Genomic DNA, 16,590 nt, shown 5'->3' with positions numbered 1-16,590 from the left:
GTTGGCTGCGTATGCTTGATACGGTGACTGATTGAGTCAGTTTCCGGGAGTCGCTCACCTGTCCATATTCCTGCCATGCGAAATCGTCAGGGGATCTCCTTTTCATTAGTTGAGTGATATTCCGTTATGCGTTTAAACCCCGGCCAACAACGTGCTGTCGAATTTGTCACCGGTCCCTGCCTGGTGCTGGCCGGTGCAGGCTCGGGTAAGACCCGCGTCATCACCAATAAAATCGCCCACCTGATCCGCGAGTGTGGCTATCAGGCGCGCCATATCGCTGCAGTCACCTTCACCAATAAAGCCTCGCGCGAGATGAAAGAGCGTGTCGCGCAAACGCTCGGACGCAAAGAGGCGCGAGGCCTGATGATCTCCACCTTCCACACATTGGGACTGGAGATCATTAAACGTGAATACAAAGCGTTAGGGATGAAAGCGAGCTTCTCATTGTTCGACGATCAGGATCAGCTGGCGCTGTTGAAAGACCTCACGAAACAGTGGCTGGAGGAAGACAAGACGCTGTTGCAGCAGCTGATTTCCACCATTTCCAACTGGAAGAATGATCTGGTCGATCCGCAGGGTGCGGCTGGCCTGGCCAAATCCCAGCGCGACCAGATTTTTGCCCACTGCTATCAGCTGTATGACCAGCATCTGAAATCCTGCAACGTACTGGACTTCGACGATTTGATTGCGCTGCCGACGCTGTTGCTGCAACGCAATCAGGAAGTGCGCGAGCGTTGGCAGCAGCGTATTCGCTATTTATTGGTGGATGAGTATCAGGATACCAACACCAGCCAGTATGAGCTGGTGAAACTGCTGGTGGGCGCGCGGGCGCGTTTCACCGTGGTAGGCGACGATGACCAGTCAATTTACTCCTGGCGTGGCGCGCGGCCGCAAAACCTGGTGTTGCTGAAAGAGGACTTTCCGGCGCTGGAAGTGGTGAAACTGGAGCAGAACTATCGCTCAACCCAGCGCATTTTGAAGTCAGCTAACATCCTGATTGCCAATAATCCGCATGTGTTTGAGAAGCGCCTGTTCTCCGAGCTGGGCGAGGGCAGCGAGCTGAAGGTGCTGAGTGCCAACAATGAAGATCATGAGGCCGAGAGGGTGGCCGGTGAGTTAATTGCCCACCACTTCGTCAACAAAACCGCCTACAAAGATTATGCGATTCTCTATCGCGGCAACCACCAGTCGCGCGTCTTTGAAAAGCAGTTGATGCAAAACCGTATCCCCTATCGTATTTCTGGCGGCACCTCGTTTTTCTCGCGCCCGGAAATCAAAGATTTGCTGGCCTATCTGCGCGTGCTGACCAATCAGGAAGACGACAGTGCCTTCCTGCGTATCGTCAATACCCCGCGCCGTGAGATTGGCCCCGCCACGCTGCAGAAGCTGGGTGAATGGGCCAACCTGCGCAATAAAAGTCTGTTCAATGCCAGCTTCGATATGGGACTGGAACAGACGCTGAGCGGACGTGGACTGGAGCATCTGCAGCGTTTTACTCAATGGCTGAATGAGATTATTCAGCTGACAGAACGCGAACCGGTGAATGCGGTACGCGATCTGATTCGCGGTGTCGATTATGAAAGCTGGTTGTTTGAGACCTCGCCAAGCCCCAAAGCCGCCGAGATGCGCATGAAAAACGTCAACACGCTGTTCCAGTGGATGACGGAGATGCTGGAGGGCGATGAGCTGAATGAGCCGATGACGTTGGCGCAGGTGGTGACGCGCTTCACGCTGCGCGACATGATGGAACGCGGTGAGAGCGATGAGGAGAGCGATCAGGTACAGCTGATGACCTTGCACGCCTCCAAAGGGTTGGAGTTTCCGTATGTTTATCTGGTCGGTATGGAAGAGGGGTTGTTACCGCATCAGAGCAGCATTGATGAGAACAACATCGAAGAGGAACGCCGTCTGGCCTATGTAGGCATTACCCGCGCGCAAAAAGAGCTGACCTTTACCTTGTGCCGTGAACGTCGTCAGTATGGCGAACTGGTCCGCCCGGAACCGAGCCGCTTCCTGATGGAGCTACCTCAGGATGATGTGGTGTGGGAGCGCGAGAAAAAAGTGATCAGCGCCGAGGAGCGGGTGAAAACCGGGCAGACGCGCGTCGCGGGTTTACGTGCGATGCTGGAGAATGCGAAGAAGGGGTAAATCCCCCGCCGTTCGTTCAGGCCAGGCCTCTGGCGAGAACCGTGGCGAGCGAAGCGGAGGCAAGGCGAAAAGTTCCCGGCAAAGCGGAGTTTACATGCCGTCAATGAGCATTTGACGGGAGCTTTTCAACGCAGCATCAGCAAGCGCAGCAGGTTTGATTAAGAGATAGTCAGCAACCAGTGCACATAAGACTGGTAATGACTCTCTTGCTCCAGCAACTCGGCACGCAGCGGATGCGCGTCCAGCCAGCCTGCGGGGAGTGTCAGGTGCAACGCATCATCATCCGCCTGTAAACGTACCGCAGGCAGCGTGTCATCACGACGTCGGCTAGAGAAGATTAGCGCCAGGCGCAGTAAACGGCTTAAGCGTTCCGCCATACGCGGTGGCACAGCGTTCTGTTGCGTCAGTAAAGCGAGATCGATACTGCCACTCTGATTCTGCAGCAGGCAGGCGAGCATTTTTTTCTGTGCAGGTGTAAAGCCGGGAAGATCGAGATGGCGAATCAGGTAAGCGGCGTGCTGCGGTGCCTGGCGGAAATCAACGCTCAGGCCAATTTCGTGAATCGAACAGGCGCTCAGTAGCAGATCGCGACATCGGTTATCCAGCTTCCAGGCAGTGCTCACCTGGCGGAAAAAGCTTTCAGCCAGCTGACGCACGCGGCTTGCCTGCTCCACATCGATAGAGAAGCGGCGCTGGACGTTTTGCAACGTGCGGCTACGAATGTCGCGGTCAATTGGCAGATGCAGCATGCCGTACACCAACCCCTCACGCAGTGCGCCACCGGCCAGCGTCATGCTGTCGATGCTAAGTTCATGGAAGATAGCGATCAGAATCGACAGGCCGCTGGGAAACACCAGCGCGCGCTCGAGTGTCAATCCTTCGATTTCCAGCTCTTCCAGCTTGCCGCACTGAATCGCCCGCTGTTTTAGCTGCTGCAGCTTGCTCAGGGTGATGCGTTCATCCATGCCCTGTGCAACCATAATTTCCTGCAATGCCTGCACGGTGCCTGAAGCGCCGACGCAGATCTGCCAGCCTTTTTCGCGCAGTGCAGCCGCGACCGGACGAATCATGTCGCGGGCCGCTAATTCAGCCTGCTCGAAATTTTCTTTCGCCAGGTGACGATCGCCAAAGTAGCGTTCCAGCCAGGTGACGCAACCCATCGACAAACTAAACAACGTGGTCGCGTGCGAACCCTCGCCGGTGACCAGCTCGGTACTGCCGCCGCCGATATCCACCACCAGGCGTTGATCGGACCCCCCAGTGGTATGAGCAACACCTTGATAAATCAGGCGTGCTTCTTCCTCGCCGCTGATGACATTCACCGGGCAGCCAAGGATTTCTTCGGCGTGAGTCAGGAAGTCCTGGGCATTTTCAGCAATACGCAGCGTAGCCGTGGCGACCACGCGGATTTGCTCGGGGGGAATATCTTGCAGCTGTTCAGAGAAGAGCTTCAGACATTGCCAGCCACGCTGCATCGCCTCGGCGGAGAGGTGATTGGCTTTGTCCAGACCGGCAGCCAGACGTACCTTGCGCTTTATACGCGCAATGGTCTGAATACTGCCGGACACTTCGCGCACCACCAACATATGAAAGCTGTTAGAGCCTAAATCAATCGCAGCATAAAGTGACGATGCGCTCAGCATGGTGTGCTTAACTCGAACGTTTACGGTTGTTATTGCGCGGCGCACCGCTACGACGGTTGCTGTTGTTCCCGCCACGGCGTGGGCCGTTTCCAGAACGGCTGCGCTGCAGACGTTTCGGCGGAGGCAGCTCACTCATCAGTGCTTCGCTGCTGTACTTACTTACCGGAATACCGTGACCAATGTACTCTTCAATCGCTGGCAGGTTGAGTGCGTACTCTTCGCACGCCAGGCTGATGGAGTGTCCGCTGGCACCCGCGCGGCCGGTACGACCGATGCGATGCACGTAGTCTTCACGGTCGTCAGGCAGATCGTAGTTGAACACGTGGGTCACGGCAGGAATGTGCAGACCTCGCGCCGCAACGTCGGTCGCGACCAGAATATCCACATCACCTTTGGTGAAGTCATCCAGAATACGCAGACGTTTTTTCTGTGCCACATCGCCCGTCAGCAGACCTACACGGTGACCGTCCGCGGCCAGATGGCCCCAGATATCTTCACAGCGGTGTTTGGTGTTGGCGAAGATGATGGCGCGGTCGGGCCACTCTTCTTCGATCAAGGTTTGCAGCAGACGCATCTTCTCTTCATTCGAAGGGTAGAAAAGTTCTTCTTTGATGCGATGGCCGGTTTTCTGCTCCGGTTCCACTTCCACGTATTCAGCGTTGTTCATATGTTCAAACGCCAGTTCACGTACGCGGTAAGAGAGGGTAGCCGAGAACAACATGCTCAGACGCTGGGTGGCCGGCGGCATGCGGCGGAACAACCAACGGATATCTTTAATAAAGCCAAGATCGAACATGCGATCGGCTTCATCCAGAACCACGACCTGAATGGCGCCGAGGTTGATGTGATTTTGTTTCGCATAGTCGATGAGGCGACCGGTGGTGCCCACCAGGATATCGACGCCATCGGCCAACACTTTCAGCTGTTTGTCGTAGCCGTCACCGCCATAAGCCAGACCCAGTTTCAGACCCGTGACTTTCGACAGCGGCTCTGCATCGGCATGGATCTGCACAGCAAGTTCACGCGTCGGTGCCATGATCAGCGCACGTGGCTGATTAATCTGGCGGCCTTCAGCGGCTGGATGAGAAAGAAGATGATGAAACGTTGACGTCAGGAACGCCATCGTTTTGCCGGTACCGGTTTGCGCCTGACCCGCAACATCACGCCCTGAAAGCGCAAAAGGCAGTGCCAACGCCTGAATAGGCGTGCAGTTAGAAAAGCCTTTGGTATCAAGGGCTTCAACCACCTGTGGGTGCAGGGCGAAGTCGGAAAACTTCTGTTCAGTTAAGTGTGTTTTGCTCATAGTGTGGTAGAATATCAGCTTACTAGCGCTTTACGAAAGCGTATCCGATGAAATAAAGTCAACCTACGTTGGTATATTTTACGCCAATTCGCCAGGCACAATCTTTGGAGTTAAACATGAGCAGCGATAAAATCGTTCACTTGACCGATGACAGTTTCGACACTGACGTGCTGAAAGCCGACGGTGTCACTCTGGTAGATTTCTGGGCTGAATGGTGTGGTCCTTGCAAAATGATCGCCCCAATTCTCGACGAAGTCGCAGAAGAGTACGACGGTAAGCTTACCATCGCCAAGTTGAACATTGATGACAACCCGGGCACTGCGCCTAAATATGGCATTCGTGGTATCCCGACACTGCTGCTGTTCAAGAACGGTGAAGTGGCTGCGACCAAAGTAGGCGCCTTGTCTAAAGGTCAGCTGAAAGAGTTCCTGAACGCTAACCTGGCCTAAGCCCGGCGCGGTGTTGTTCCGCAGTGGTGAATTTTTTCGCCACTGCTGGACGTCTCCATTCAGGCGTGTTAAGTTGACCTCACTGCATTACGCACTTACCTTGTAGTTTGCATCTAAAGTTTTCCCTTGTCAGACCCTGCTCGCATTGAACGTTATCGTGGTTTGGCAATCTGATGACTAGCACATTCGGCATCACCTTTCGACCATCTCTTCGTTTCCTATCGCCACATCAGACGATAATCGTCGAGCAGAGTTGAAAAAGAGCCATTAACGGCATGGAATTTTTGCCATACCACCCACGACAATCATTTCGAGAATTACCCCGAGTTTAAGAACCCTCACTATGAATCTTACCGAATTAAAGAACACGCCGGTTTCTGAGCTGATTACCCTCGGCGAAAATATGGGTCTGGAAAACCAGGCACGTATGCGTAAACAGGATATTATTTTCTCTATCCTTAAACAGCATGCGAAAAGTGGCGAAGACATCTTTGGTGATGGTGTGCTGGAGATATTGCAGGACGGATTTGGTTTCCTCCGCTCTGGAGACAGCTCCTACCTCGCCGGTCCCGATGATATCTACGTTTCTCCCAGCCAAATCCGCCGCTTCAACCTCCGCACTGGTGACACCATTTCTGGTAAAATTCGCCCGCCAAAAGAGGGTGAACGTTACTTTGCGCTGTTGAAAGTTAACGAAGTTAACTACGACAAGCCGGAAAACGCGCGTAATAAGATTCTGTTCGAAAACCTCACGCCACTGCACGCAAACAATCGTCTGCGTATGGAGCGCGGTAATGGCTCAACCGAAGATTTGACCGCTCGCGTACTGGATCTGGCATCGCCGATTGGTCGCGGTCAGCGTGGTCTGATCGTGGCACCACCGAAAGCCGGTAAAACCATGCTGCTGCAGAACATCGCACAGAGCATTGCGTACAACTATCCGGATTGCGTGCTGATGGTGCTGCTGATTGACGAGCGCCCGGAAGAAGTGACCGAGATGCAGCGTCTGGTGAAAGGCGAAGTCATCGCCTCCACCTTCGACGAACCGGCTTCACGCCACGTTCAGGTCGCTGAGATGGTGATCGAGAAGGCTAAGCGCCTGGTCGAGCACAAGAAAGACGTTATTATCCTGCTTGACTCCATCACCCGTCTGGCGCGTGCTTACAACACCGTGGTACCGGCTTCCGGTAAAGTATTGACCGGTGGTGTGGACGCCAACGCCCTGCATCGTCCGAAGCGTTTCTTCGGTGCAGCACGTAATGTGGAAGAGGGCGGCAGCCTGACCATCATCGCGACTGCGCTGGTTGATACCGGTTCGAAGATGGACGAAGTGATTTACGAAGAATTTAAAGGTACAGGTAACATGGAACTGCACCTGTCGCGTAAAATTGCTGAAAAACGCGTATTCCCAGCGATCGATTACAACCGCTCCGGTACCCGTAAAGAAGAACTCCTCACCACGCAGGAAGAGCTGCAGAAAATGTGGATCCTGCGCAAAATCATCCATCCAATGGGTGAAATTGATGCGATGGAGTTCCTCATCAATAAGCTGGCGATGACCAAAACCAACGACGAATTCTTCGATATGATGAAGCGTTCGTAAGTTGGCGAAATTGAATCGCTAAGCGAAGCGATTCTTTCGCACAATTTGCCAGGATTTATTGCTAACGCCACGTCTTAACGTGGCGTTTTTTTTTTATGGGCATTAGGATTAGCCCAGTCAGGAAGAAATATAATGATTGTGCCAGAAATGTGCTGATTTTTTCAGCAATAAGATTTTTCCCAGGCAGAATTCGGACAAGGGATATACGGCAATGGCAAGAATCTTGCTTATTGTTGTCGATGATTTTAGCTGAGAGCGTTAACGTGAATTTACTCACTATGAGTACCGAGCTTGGTTTTGTTTTTCTTTTTACTTTAGTGTTCCTATTTTTTGCCCGTAAAGCCGCTAAAAAAATTGGGCTGGTGGACACACCTAATTCAAGAAAACGACACCATGGCGCCATTCCGTTAGTGGGTGGAATCTCCGTATATGCGGGGATCTGCTTTGCTTTCGCTATTTCAGATTATTATTTGCCTCATGCGGCACTTTTCCTCAGCTGCGCAGGGGTGCTGGTGCTGGTGGGAGCATTAGATGACCGCTTTGACATCAGCGTTAAAATCCGTGCATCAGTACAGGCAGTCGTGGCCATTGTGATGATGGTCGGAGCGAAACTGTATCTGTTGAGCCTCGGATTTATTATTGGCCCTGTGGAGTTAGTGGTCGGGCCATTTGGTTACGTGCTCACACTTTTCGCCGTTTGGGCGGCCATTAACGCCTTTAACATGGTCGATGGTATTGATGGCCTGTTGGGTGGATTGGCCAGTGTGACCTTCGCCGCCATGGGCATCATCCTCTATTTCGACGGTCAGACCAGCCTCGCCATGTGGTGTTTTGCCATGATTGCCGCCACCATCCCCTACATTTTGCTTAACCTGGGTCTGATTGGTCGCCGCTACAAGGTCTTTATGGGCGATGCCGGCAGCACCATGATTGGCTTCACCATTATCTGGATCCTGCTGGAAACCACCCAGGGTTTGAGCCATCCGATTACGCCGGTCACGGCACTCTGGCTGATCGCCATTCCGCTGATGGACATGGTGGCGATTATGTATCGCCGCCTGCGTAAGGGGATGAGTCCGTTTTCAGCTGATCGCCAGCATATTCACCATTTGATCATGCGTGCCGGTTTCACCTCCCGTCAGGCCTTTGTACTGATCACCGTGGCTGCTGCGCTTTTAGCCGGTATCGGCGTGCTGGGCGAGTACCTTGCTTTCATCCCCGAGTGGGTGATGCTGGTGTTATTCCTGATGGCGTTTTTCCTTTACGGCTACTGCCTGAAACACGCGTGGCGTGTGGCGCGCAAAATCCGTCGCATTAAACGCCGCTGGCAAAGCAGTGGCGAAGATAAAAAATAAGTTACCCCGATCAGTACCCTGATAAGGACTTTTGTTATGACCTCTGTCGTTGTGGAGAACGAACTGGATGTGCGCGGCCTGGGCTGCACGCTGTGGCGCGGCAAGCGTTGGATTATCGGCTTTGCGCTGCTGTTTGCCTTACTGGCATGGCTCGCCTCGATGCTGATGAAACAGGCATGGAGCACCACCGCCGTTACCGATCGTCCCACGGTGAATATGCTGGGTGACTTCTTTGTACAGCAGCAATTCCTTAATAACCTTGATGTGCGTAACAACACGCTCAATCTCAACACGCCCGCACCCACCGTGATGGATGAGGTCTATCAGGAGTTCACCATGCAACTGGCCTCCTGGGACACGCGCCGTGATTTCTGGCAGCAGACCGATTACTTCAAAAGCCGCAAAAGTGGCAATACACACAACGATGCGGCTTTGCTGGACGATTTAATTACCAATATTCAGTTCACACCCGCGGATGCGGCGCATAACACGCTGGATAACATTAAGCTGATTGCCGAAACCGCTGGCGACGCGAATAACCTGCTGCGCCAATATATCGCCTATGCCAGCGAGCGTGCCGCACGCCATCTGAATGCGGAACTAAAAGGCGCATGGCAGGCGCGCAGTGCGCAGCTGCAGGCTCAGGTTCATCGCCAGCAGGAAGTGGCACAGGCGGTGTTTGATCGCCAGCGCCAACGTATTGAACAAGCTTTAAAGGTGGCGAGCCAGCAGGGCATCCAGGAAAACCGTGCACCGGCCATCGGCGAAGCGCTGCCTGACAGCGATCGCTTCCTGCTTGGGCAGCAAATGTTGCAGGCTCAGCTCGATACCTTGCAGGCCAGCGGGCCCGCTTACGATTTGAGCTATGATCAGAACAGAGCGATGCTGGGCACGTTGCAGGCAGGCGCGCAATTGGATAAGCCATTCCAGACATACCGCTATCTGCGTACGCCTGAAGAGCCGGTGTCGCGCGACAGTCCGCGCCGAGTGTTTATGATGATCATGTGGGGCGTCATTGGCGCGCTGGTGGGTGCAGGTGTGGCGCTGGTGCGCCGTCCTCGTCCAACGTCATCAACAAGCCATTAAAGAGAAGCCACGTGAAAGTTCTGACCGTATTTGGCACGCGTCCTGAGGCGATCAAAATGGCCCCGCTGGTGCAGGTCGGTACCGATATCAACCGGATTGTCAAAGAAGTCAGCCTGCTGCTGCAGGACGAGGATGTCTGGCAGAGGATGAGTCGCGCGCACAATCCGTATGGCGATGGACAAGCCTGCTCGCGCATCCTGCAGGCACTGAAACAACACAGAGTATAATTATGCGTTTTGAAACCATTTCCGTTATCGGACTGGGCTACATCGGGCTGCCAACGGCGGCCGTTTTTGCCTCAAAGGGAAAAAAAGTGATCGGCGTGGATATCAATGTCCGCGCAGTCGAGACCATTAATCGCGGCGACATTCACATTGTTGAGCCGGAGTTGGGTGACGTGGTGCGCGACGCTGTACAGGCAGGATATTTGCGCGCCACCACGCAAGCCGAAGCCGCAGATGCCTTCATAATCGCCGTACCTACGCCGTTTATCGGCGATCATCAGCCGGATTTGAGCTACGTACAGGCGGCCGCGTTGTCCATTGCACCGGTGCTGAAAACCGGCGATTTGGTGATCTTTGAATCGACCTCTCCGGTTGGCTCTACTGAACAAGTGTCCGCCTGGCTGGCGGAGGCGCGTCCTGACCTGCGTTTCCCGCAGCACGGTGATGACTGTGACGTGTTTATCGCTTACTGCCCGGAGCGCGTGCTGCCCGGCAAAGTGATGGTAGAACTGCTGGAAAATGACCGTGTGATTGGCGGCATGACGCCGGCGTGCTCAGCACGGGCCAGCGAACTGTATCGCATCTTCCTGCGCGGCGAATGTGTGGAAACCAACGCGCGTACTGCCGAGATGTGCAAGCTTACGGAGAACAGCTTCCGCGATGTGAATATTGCGTTTGCCAATGAGCTATCGCTGATCTGTGCGGAGCAGAAGATCAACGTGTGGGAGTTGATTGCGCTGGCGAACCGCCATCCGCGCGTCAACATTCTGCAGCCCGGGCCGGGCGTCGGTGGGCACTGTATCGCTGTCGATCCCTGGTTTATCGTGGCGCAAAATCCGGAGTTGGCGCGTCTGATTCGCACCGCGCGGGAAGTGAATGATGCGAAACCGACGTGGGTGTTAGATCAGGTCAAACAGCAGTTGGCTGATTGCCTGACTGTCAGCGGCAAACGCGCTTCTGAGGTGACGATTGCCTGCTTCGGCCTGGCGTTTAAACCGAACATCGATGATTTACGTGAAAGCCCGGCGATGGCGGTGGCACACCTGATTGCCGAGTGGCACAGCGGCAGCACGCTGGTGGTTGAACCGCATGTGGCAGAAATTCCTGCGCGACTGGCAAATGAAGCAACACTGGTTTCCACTGAGGATGCGTTGCAGCAGGCGGATATCATCGTGATGCTGGTGGATCACACGCCGTTCCGCGCGATCGATGCCAGCCAGATTACGCAGCAGTGGATTATCGATACTAAAGGTGTCTGGCGTTAAATCGAAGGAGCATCTCCATGCCCGTCCGCGTCAGTATTAACCCCCTTGCGTGGGAAAGTGATTTCTTTGGCGTTAACAGTGCGCGTATCGATCTGGATGGCGACTTCACCCTTGCCGACGCGCTGAAGCAGCCAGATACGTTGTGGCAGGCCAAAGTGCCCGCCGAGCGCACTGACGCCATTGATGCCTTGAGCCAGCACGGTTTTCAGCTGGTGGAGGGTGAGGCCGATCTGGTCATTAATATCAAACGCACCGAGCGCCAGGTTGGCGTGCGCATCGCGCGTGAAGCACAGATCCCGGCATTGCGTGAGGCGGCATCGCATGCCTTTCGCCAAAGCCGTTTTCGTGCGCCCTGGTTTAACTCCGATGACAGCGGTCGTTTCTATGCGCAGTGGATTGAAAACGCGGTTCGCGGCACCTTCGATCACCAATGCCTGGTGGCCAGCGACGAATCCGGTCAATTACAAGGCTTTGTATCGATGCGTGAAGTGAACGGTGATGCGCGTATCGGCCTGCTCGCCGTGCTGCCCGCAGCGCAAGGGCAGGGCATTGGTCAACGCTTGCTGTTGGCGGCAGCGGATTGGGGCCGCGTGCGGCAACTTGAACGACTGCGCGTCGCGACCCAGCTTAGCAATCTTACGGCGATGCGCCTCTATTTACGCAGCGGTGCTCGCCTTGAAAGCACCGCCTACTGGTTTTACAGGACAGCCTCATGATCCCATTTAATGCGCCGCCGGTTGTCGGCAGCGAAGTTGAATATATGCAATCGGCGATGGCCAGCGGCAAACTCTGCGGTGACGGTGGATTTACCCGCCGCTGTCAGCAGTGGATGGAGCAGCACTTTGGCAGTAAAAAAGTGCTGCTGACACCCTCCTGCACTGCCTCACTGGAAATGGCCGCACTGTTAATCGATATCCAGCCCGGTGATGAAGTGATCATGCCGAGCTACACCTTTGTTTCCACTGCCAATGCCTTCGTGCTGCGCGGTGCTGTGATCGTGTTCGTCGATGTGCGCCCCGATACGCTGAATATCGATGAAACGCTGATTGAAGCCGCGATCACTGATAAAACCCGTGCGATTGTGCCGGTGCACTACGCGGGCGTCGCTTGCGAGATGGATAGCATCATGGCGCTGGCGGCGAAGCATCAATTATTTGTGATTGAAGATGCGGCGCAGGGCGTGATGTCGCAGTACAAAGGGCGTGCGTTGGGCACCATTGGCCATATTGGCTGCTTTAGCTTCCATGAAACCAAAAATTACACCGCCGGCGGTGAAGGTGGAGCGACGCTGATTAATGACGCGAAGCTGGTGGAGCGTGCGGAGATTATCCGCGAAAAGGGCACCAACCGGAGCCAGTTCTTCCGTGGTCAGGTGGATAAATACACCTGGCGTGATATCGGTTCGAGCTATTTGATGGCGGATCTGCAGGCTGCCTACCTGTGGGCGCAACTCGAAGCGGCTGAGCGCATTAACCAGCAGCGTTTGCGCCTGTGGCAGCGCTATTATGATGCGCTGAAACCACTGGCAGCCGCTGGACGTATCGCATTGCCGATGGTGCCGGAAAACTGCCGTCACAACGCGCACATGTTTTACATCAAACTGCGCGACAGCGACGACCGCCAGGCGCTGATCAACTGGATGAAAGAGGCAGAAATCCTCACGGTGTTCCACTACATTCCCTTGCACTCTTCGCCAGCCGGTGAACGTTTTGGTCGCTTCCACGGCGATGACCGCTTCACCACCAAAGAGAGTGAGCGCCTGCTGCGCCTGCCGCTGTTCTATAACCTGTCGGATAACAACCAGCGTACCGTGATCAGCTCGCTGTTGAGTTTCTTTGCCTGATGTCGTTAGCCAAAGCCTCAGTCTGGACGGCCTCATCGACGTTAGTGAAAATCATTGCCGGTCTGCTGGTGGTGAAATTGCTGGCGGTCAGCTTTGGGCCGGAAGGGGTTGGCCAGGCCGGTAACTTTCGCCAGCTGATTACCGTTTTAGGTGTATTGGCCGGCGCGGGCATTTTCAATGGTGTAACCACCTACATCGCACAATTTCAGCAGCAGCCCGAGCAACTTCGTGCCGTGACGGGTACGGCATCCACCATGGTGATCGGCTTTTCCACACTGGTGGCGCTGGTGTTCTTGCTGGCGGCGGGGCCGATAAGTCATGCGCTATTTGGTCATGACGACTATGCCAATGTGGTGAGGATCGTGGCCTTTCTGCAGTTCGGCATTGCCTGGGCCAATCTGACGCTGGCATTACTAAAAGGCTTCCGCGATGCGCGCGGCAATGCGCTGGCGCTGATTATCGGTAGTCTGGTGGGCGTGCTGGGTTATGTGTTGTGCTGGTGGCTGGGCGGATATGCTGGCGCGTTGGTGGGTTTAGCGTTGGTGCCTGCACTTTTGGTGTTTCCGGCACTGCTGATGCTGCGCCGTCATCGTCAGGTGCTGCCACTGCGCTGGTTAAAACCGAGCTGGCAGCCGGAACTGGCGCGAAATCTGGCAAAGTTCACCTTGATGGCACTGATTACATCGGTCACCTTGCCGGTGGCGTGGGTGATGATGCGTAACTTGCTGGCAGAACAGCAGGGGTGGGCGCAGGTGGGTCTGTGGCAGGGTGTGACCAGTATTTCCGATGCCTATCTGCAATTTATCACGGCGACTTTTAGTGTCTGGTTACTGCCGACGCTGGCGCGACTGGAAAGCAAACCGCAGATTGCGCGTGAAATTGGGCGTGCGTTGCGTTTTGTGTTACCTGCCGTGGCGGCTGCGAGTTTCTGCGTGTGGTTACTGCGTGACATTGCCATCTGGCTGCTGTTTTCACCGCAGTTTACCGCGATGCGAGACCTGTTTGTCTGGCAGTTGTGCGGTGACGTCTTTAAAGTTGGCGCCTATGTTTTCGGATATCTGGTGATCGCTAAAGCTTCACTGCGCTTTTATATTTTGACGGAAATCAGCCAGTTTGTGCTGTTAACCGCGTTCTCACATTGGCTGATTCCGTTACATGGAACCGCCGGAGCCGCACAAGCCTATATGGCGACTTACGTACTCTACTTCGCCCTTTGCTGTGGCGCCTTTATGATTTATTGCCGAAAAAAATGACTTTATTTCACGTGCTGGGATCGGATATCCCACATCATAACCATACGGTGTTGCGCTTCTTTGATGAGGTGATGAGCACCGAATTGCCGGGTGCTGGACCGCGCCAGTTTATGGTGGTGACTTCAACGCCTGAAGCGCTGCAAGCCTATACCGCGCTGCAAATCGAAAGCTATCCCAGCAAGCGCGCACTTGCACAGGCGGTAATGTCCCGTGCGGCTGATCGTACGCAACGCTTCTTCTTTCATGGACAGTTCAATCCGCAAATCTGGCTAGCGTTGCTCAGGGGTAAACTGCGGCGTCAGCAGGCCTACTGGCATATCTGGGGTGCGGATCTGTACGAAGAAGGGCGTGGGCTGAAGTATCGGCTGTTTTATCTGCTGCGCCGCATGGCACAGCATCGCATTGCCCATGTATTCGCGACGCGTGGTGATTTGCACTGTTTTCAGCAGCGCCATCCGCGTGTGCCGACATCGCTGCTCTACTTTCCAACGCGTATGCCCAATGCCGCAGTGCCCGGCGGCAACGCGAGCGGTGATTTCACCGTGCTGCTGGGCAATTCCGGCGATCGCAGCAATCGCCATATTGAAGGCTTGCAGGCGATTCACGCTCAGTTTGGCGATCGCGTGAAAGTGCTCATCCCACTGGGCTATCCGGAAAACAATCAGGCGTACATTGACGAGATCAGCGCGGCTGCACAGCGCCTGTATCCGCAAGGCCAGGTGACTTTACTGCGCGATAAGATAGATTTTGATACCTATCTGCAATTGCTCAGTGACTGCCAGCTCGGCTATTTTATGTTCGAACGTCAACAGGGTATTGGTACGTTATGTTTGCTGATTCAGGCCAACATTCCCTTTGTGCTGAACCGCAAAAATCCGTTCTGGCGCGACCTCAGCGAACAAGGGTTGCCGGTGCTTTTCAGTGAAGATGCACTGGATGCGTCGAGTGTGGCTGAAGCTCAGCGTCAGCTGGCACAGTGTGATAAATCCGCGATTGCCTTTTTCGCCCCTGGTTATCTGGCTGGCTGGCGCAACGCGTTGAGCCTGAGTGAAAGGGAGAGAACATGAGCCTGATGCAGTTTAGTGGTCTGCTGGTGGTTTATCTGTTCTCGCTAGGTTTCATTTTGACGCTGACCTGGCGGGAATTTAAACGGGTGCGTTTTAACTTCCACCTGTTTTTCACCATCCTTTTTTTACTGACCTTTTATTTCGGGTTCCCCCTCACCAGTTTGCTGGTATTCCGCTTTAATGTTGAAGTGGTGCCGCCGGAGTACCTGTTGCAGGCGTTGCTGGCCGCGACCAGTTTTTATGCGATTTATTACGTCAGTTATAAAGTCCGGTTGAGGCCGATCAACGCTGCACCGCGCAAACCCTGGTTGCAGATGAACCGAGTCGAAACCCATCTTACCTGCCTGTTACTGGCGCTGGTGGCGATTGGCACGGTCACGGTGTTCTTCATGCACAACGGGTTACTGTTGTTCCGACTCTCTGCGTATAACCAGATTTTCTCCAGCGAAGTGTCCGGCGTAGCGCTCAAACGCTTCTTCTACTTCTTTATTCCGGCGATGCTGATTCGTTATTTCCTCAACCCCACGCAGCGCCAGTGGCTAGGGTTTTTGCTGGTATCGGTGGCATTTGGTTTACTGACCTATGCGCTGGTGGGCGGGACGCGCGCCAATATCATCATCGCTTTTGCCCTGTTCCTGTTTATCGGTATTACGCGCGGTTGGATCACCTTGTGGATGCTGGTGGGCGCAGGCGTGATGGCGATTGCGGGTATGTTCTGGCTGGCGCTGCGGCGCTATAACCTCGATGTGGTGGGCGACGAGGCGTTTTACACCTTCCTGTATTTAACGCGTGATACCTTCTCCCCCTGGGAAAATCTCGCGCTGTTATTGCAGAACTACGACAAAATTGATTTCCAGGGCTTAGCACCGATCTGGCGTGACTTTTATGTCTTTATTCCGAGCTGGCTCTGGCCGGAACGTCCATCGATTGTGCTCAACAGCGCCAACTACTTTACCTGGGAAGTGCTGAACAACCATTCAGGGCTGGCGATTTCTCCGACGCTGCTGGGTTCGTTGCTGGTAATGGGCGGCGTGTGGTTTATTCCGCTGGGTGCGATTGCCGTCGGCTGGCTGATGAAAGGATTCGATAACCTCTATCTGCAAGGCCGTGATGCTTCGAATCGTTATAGCGGGGCGATTCTGCAGAGCTTTTGCTTCGGTGCGGTCTTCAATATGATCGTGCTGGCGCGCGAAGGGCTGGATGCTTTCGGTTCGCGCGTGGTGTTCTTTTGCATTATTTTTGCCGCCTGCATGGCGGTGGCTAAATTGCTGTACTGGCTGTTAGCGCGCGCGGGTTTAATTCGCCCGCGCAGCGAGTCGGTGGTTCACAGCCTGTCTTAACCTTTGGGAAC

14 protein-coding genes are annotated in these 16,590 nt (G+C 54.5%); 12 read left to right on the top strand and 2 right to left on the bottom strand.

Annotation, left to right across the window (positions count from 1 at the left end; translation table 11 throughout):
- Positions 1-126: 126 nt before the first annotated feature.
- A complete protein-coding gene (rep, locus tag ACCW76_RS09660; protein ID WP_045815001.1) occupies positions 127-2,148 on the top strand; it encodes a DNA helicase Rep in 2,022 nt (673 codons plus the stop codon).
- A gap of 158 nt (positions 2,149-2,306) precedes the next feature.
- Here rep and gppA read toward each other — a convergent pair whose 3' ends face one another.
- The gene (gppA, locus tag ACCW76_RS09655) at positions 2,307-3,791 is read right to left on the bottom strand and encodes a guanosine-5'-triphosphate,3'-diphosphate diphosphatase (RefSeq protein ID WP_038643815.1); all 1,485 of its coding nucleotides are present in this window, start codon (positions 3,789-3,791) and stop codon (positions 2,307-2,309) included.
- Positions 3,792-3,798: 7 nt separating this feature from the next.
- The gene (gene rhlB / locus ACCW76_RS09650) at positions 3,799-5,094 is read right to left on the bottom strand and encodes an ATP-dependent RNA helicase RhlB (RefSeq protein WP_038643814.1); all 1,296 of its coding nucleotides are present in this window, start codon (positions 5,092-5,094) and stop codon (positions 3,799-3,801) included.
- A 116-nt stretch (positions 5,095-5,210) separates the two neighbouring features.
- Here rhlB and trxA point away from each other — a divergent pair, with 116 nt between their 5' ends.
- From trxA to wzyE, 11 genes are all read left to right on the top strand, one after another.
- On the top strand, positions 5,211-5,543 hold the full coding sequence (gene trxA, locus ACCW76_RS09645; protein ID WP_003851963.1) for a thioredoxin TrxA: 333 nt from the start codon (positions 5,211-5,213) through the stop codon (positions 5,541-5,543).
- Between the two features lie 343 nt (positions 5,544-5,886).
- The gene (gene rho, locus ACCW76_RS09640; RefSeq protein ID WP_034827837.1) at positions 5,887-7,146 is read left to right on the top strand and encodes a transcription termination factor Rho; all 1,260 of its coding nucleotides are present in this window, start codon (positions 5,887-5,889) and stop codon (positions 7,144-7,146) included.
- Between the two features lie 278 nt (positions 7,147-7,424).
- A complete protein-coding gene (gene wecA, locus ACCW76_RS09635; protein ID WP_436338496.1) occupies positions 7,425-8,501 on the top strand; it encodes a UDP-N-acetylglucosamine--undecaprenyl-phosphate N-acetylglucosaminephosphotransferase in 1,077 nt (358 codons plus the stop codon).
- A gap of 36 nt (positions 8,502-8,537) precedes the next feature.
- Complete coding sequence (gene wzzE / locus ACCW76_RS09630) at positions 8,538-9,587, top strand: ECA polysaccharide chain length modulation protein (protein ID WP_436338418.1); 1,050 nt, start codon at positions 8,538-8,540, stop codon at positions 9,585-9,587.
- Complete coding sequence (locus ACCW76_RS09625; protein WP_436338417.1) at positions 9,506-9,814, top strand: UDP-N-acetylglucosamine 2-epimerase; 309 nt, start codon at positions 9,506-9,508, stop codon at positions 9,812-9,814. The genes wzzE and ACCW76_RS09625 overlap by 82 nt, the downstream gene beginning before the upstream one ends.
- 2 nt (positions 9,815-9,816) lie before the next feature.
- Positions 9,817-11,076 (top strand): UDP-N-acetyl-D-mannosamine dehydrogenase, encoded by a 1,260-nt coding sequence (gene wecC / locus ACCW76_RS09620; protein ID WP_436338416.1) that lies wholly within the window; start codon positions 9,817-9,819, stop codon positions 11,074-11,076.
- A 17-nt stretch (positions 11,077-11,093) separates the two neighbouring features.
- Positions 11,094-11,792 carry a dTDP-4-amino-4,6-dideoxy-D-galactose acyltransferase gene (rffC, locus tag ACCW76_RS09615; protein WP_436338415.1) on the top strand — a complete coding sequence of 233 codons (699 nt, stop codon included), beginning with the start codon at positions 11,094-11,096 and terminating at the stop codon, positions 11,790-11,792.
- The gene (gene rffA / locus ACCW76_RS09610) at positions 11,789-12,919 is read left to right on the top strand and encodes a dTDP-4-amino-4,6-dideoxygalactose transaminase (RefSeq protein WP_436338414.1); all 1,131 of its coding nucleotides are present in this window, start codon (positions 11,789-11,791) and stop codon (positions 12,917-12,919) included. Before rffC ends, rffA begins: the two co-directional genes overlap by 4 nt.
- The gene (gene wzxE, locus ACCW76_RS09605; RefSeq protein ID WP_436338413.1) at positions 12,919-14,172 is read left to right on the top strand and encodes a lipid III flippase WzxE; all 1,254 of its coding nucleotides are present in this window, start codon (positions 12,919-12,921) and stop codon (positions 14,170-14,172) included. Before rffA ends, wzxE begins: the two co-directional genes overlap by 1 nt.
- Positions 14,169-15,239 carry a TDP-N-acetylfucosamine:lipid II N-acetylfucosaminyltransferase gene (locus ACCW76_RS09600; protein ID WP_436338412.1) on the top strand — a complete coding sequence of 357 codons (1,071 nt, stop codon included), beginning with the start codon at positions 14,169-14,171 and terminating at the stop codon, positions 15,237-15,239. Before wzxE ends, ACCW76_RS09600 begins: the two co-directional genes overlap by 4 nt.
- A complete protein-coding gene (gene wzyE, locus ACCW76_RS09595; RefSeq protein ID WP_436338411.1) occupies positions 15,236-16,579 on the top strand; it encodes an ECA oligosaccharide polymerase in 1,344 nt (447 codons plus the stop codon). Before ACCW76_RS09600 ends, wzyE begins: the two co-directional genes overlap by 4 nt.
- Positions 16,580-16,590: the final 11 nt, after the last annotated feature.

The organism is Pantoea sp. C8B4, from assembly GCF_051336905.1.
GTDB classification, from domain to species: domain Bacteria; phylum Pseudomonadota; class Gammaproteobacteria; order Enterobacterales; family Enterobacteriaceae; genus Pantoea; species Pantoea rwandensis_B.
This window is presented reverse-complemented; position numbering and strand designations above follow the sequence as displayed.

Coding starts and splice junctions, on each gene's coding strand:
- rho (WP_034827837.1), top strand. CDS start 5,887: ATGAATCTTACCGAATTAAAGAACACGCCGGTTTCTGAGCTGATTACC.
- wzyE (WP_436338411.1), top strand. CDS start 15,236: ATGAGCCTGATGCAGTTTAGTGGTCTGCTGGTGGTTTATCTGTTCTCG.
- wzxE (WP_436338413.1), top strand. CDS start 12,919: ATGTCGTTAGCCAAAGCCTCAGTCTGGACGGCCTCATCGACGTTAGTG.
- trxA (WP_003851963.1), top strand. CDS start 5,211: ATGAGCAGCGATAAAATCGTTCACTTGACCGATGACAGTTTCGACACT.
- rhlB (WP_038643814.1), bottom strand. CDS start 5,094: ATGAGCAAAACACACTTAACTGAACAGAAGTTTTCCGACTTCGCCCTG.
- wecC (WP_436338416.1), top strand. CDS start 9,817: ATGCGTTTTGAAACCATTTCCGTTATCGGACTGGGCTACATCGGGCTG.
- wzzE (WP_436338418.1), top strand. CDS start 8,538: ATGACCTCTGTCGTTGTGGAGAACGAACTGGATGTGCGCGGCCTGGGC.
- gppA (WP_038643815.1), bottom strand. CDS start 3,791: ATGCTGAGCGCATCGTCACTTTATGCTGCGATTGATTTAGGCTCTAAC.
- wecA (WP_436338496.1), top strand. CDS start 7,425: ATGAGTACCGAGCTTGGTTTTGTTTTTCTTTTTACTTTAGTGTTCCTA.
- ACCW76_RS09600 (WP_436338412.1), top strand. CDS start 14,169: ATGACTTTATTTCACGTGCTGGGATCGGATATCCCACATCATAACCAT.
- rffC (WP_436338415.1), top strand. CDS start 11,094: ATGCCCGTCCGCGTCAGTATTAACCCCCTTGCGTGGGAAAGTGATTTC.
- rep (WP_045815001.1), top strand. CDS start 127: ATGCGTTTAAACCCCGGCCAACAACGTGCTGTCGAATTTGTCACCGGT.
- rffA (WP_436338414.1), top strand. CDS start 11,789: ATGATCCCATTTAATGCGCCGCCGGTTGTCGGCAGCGAAGTTGAATAT.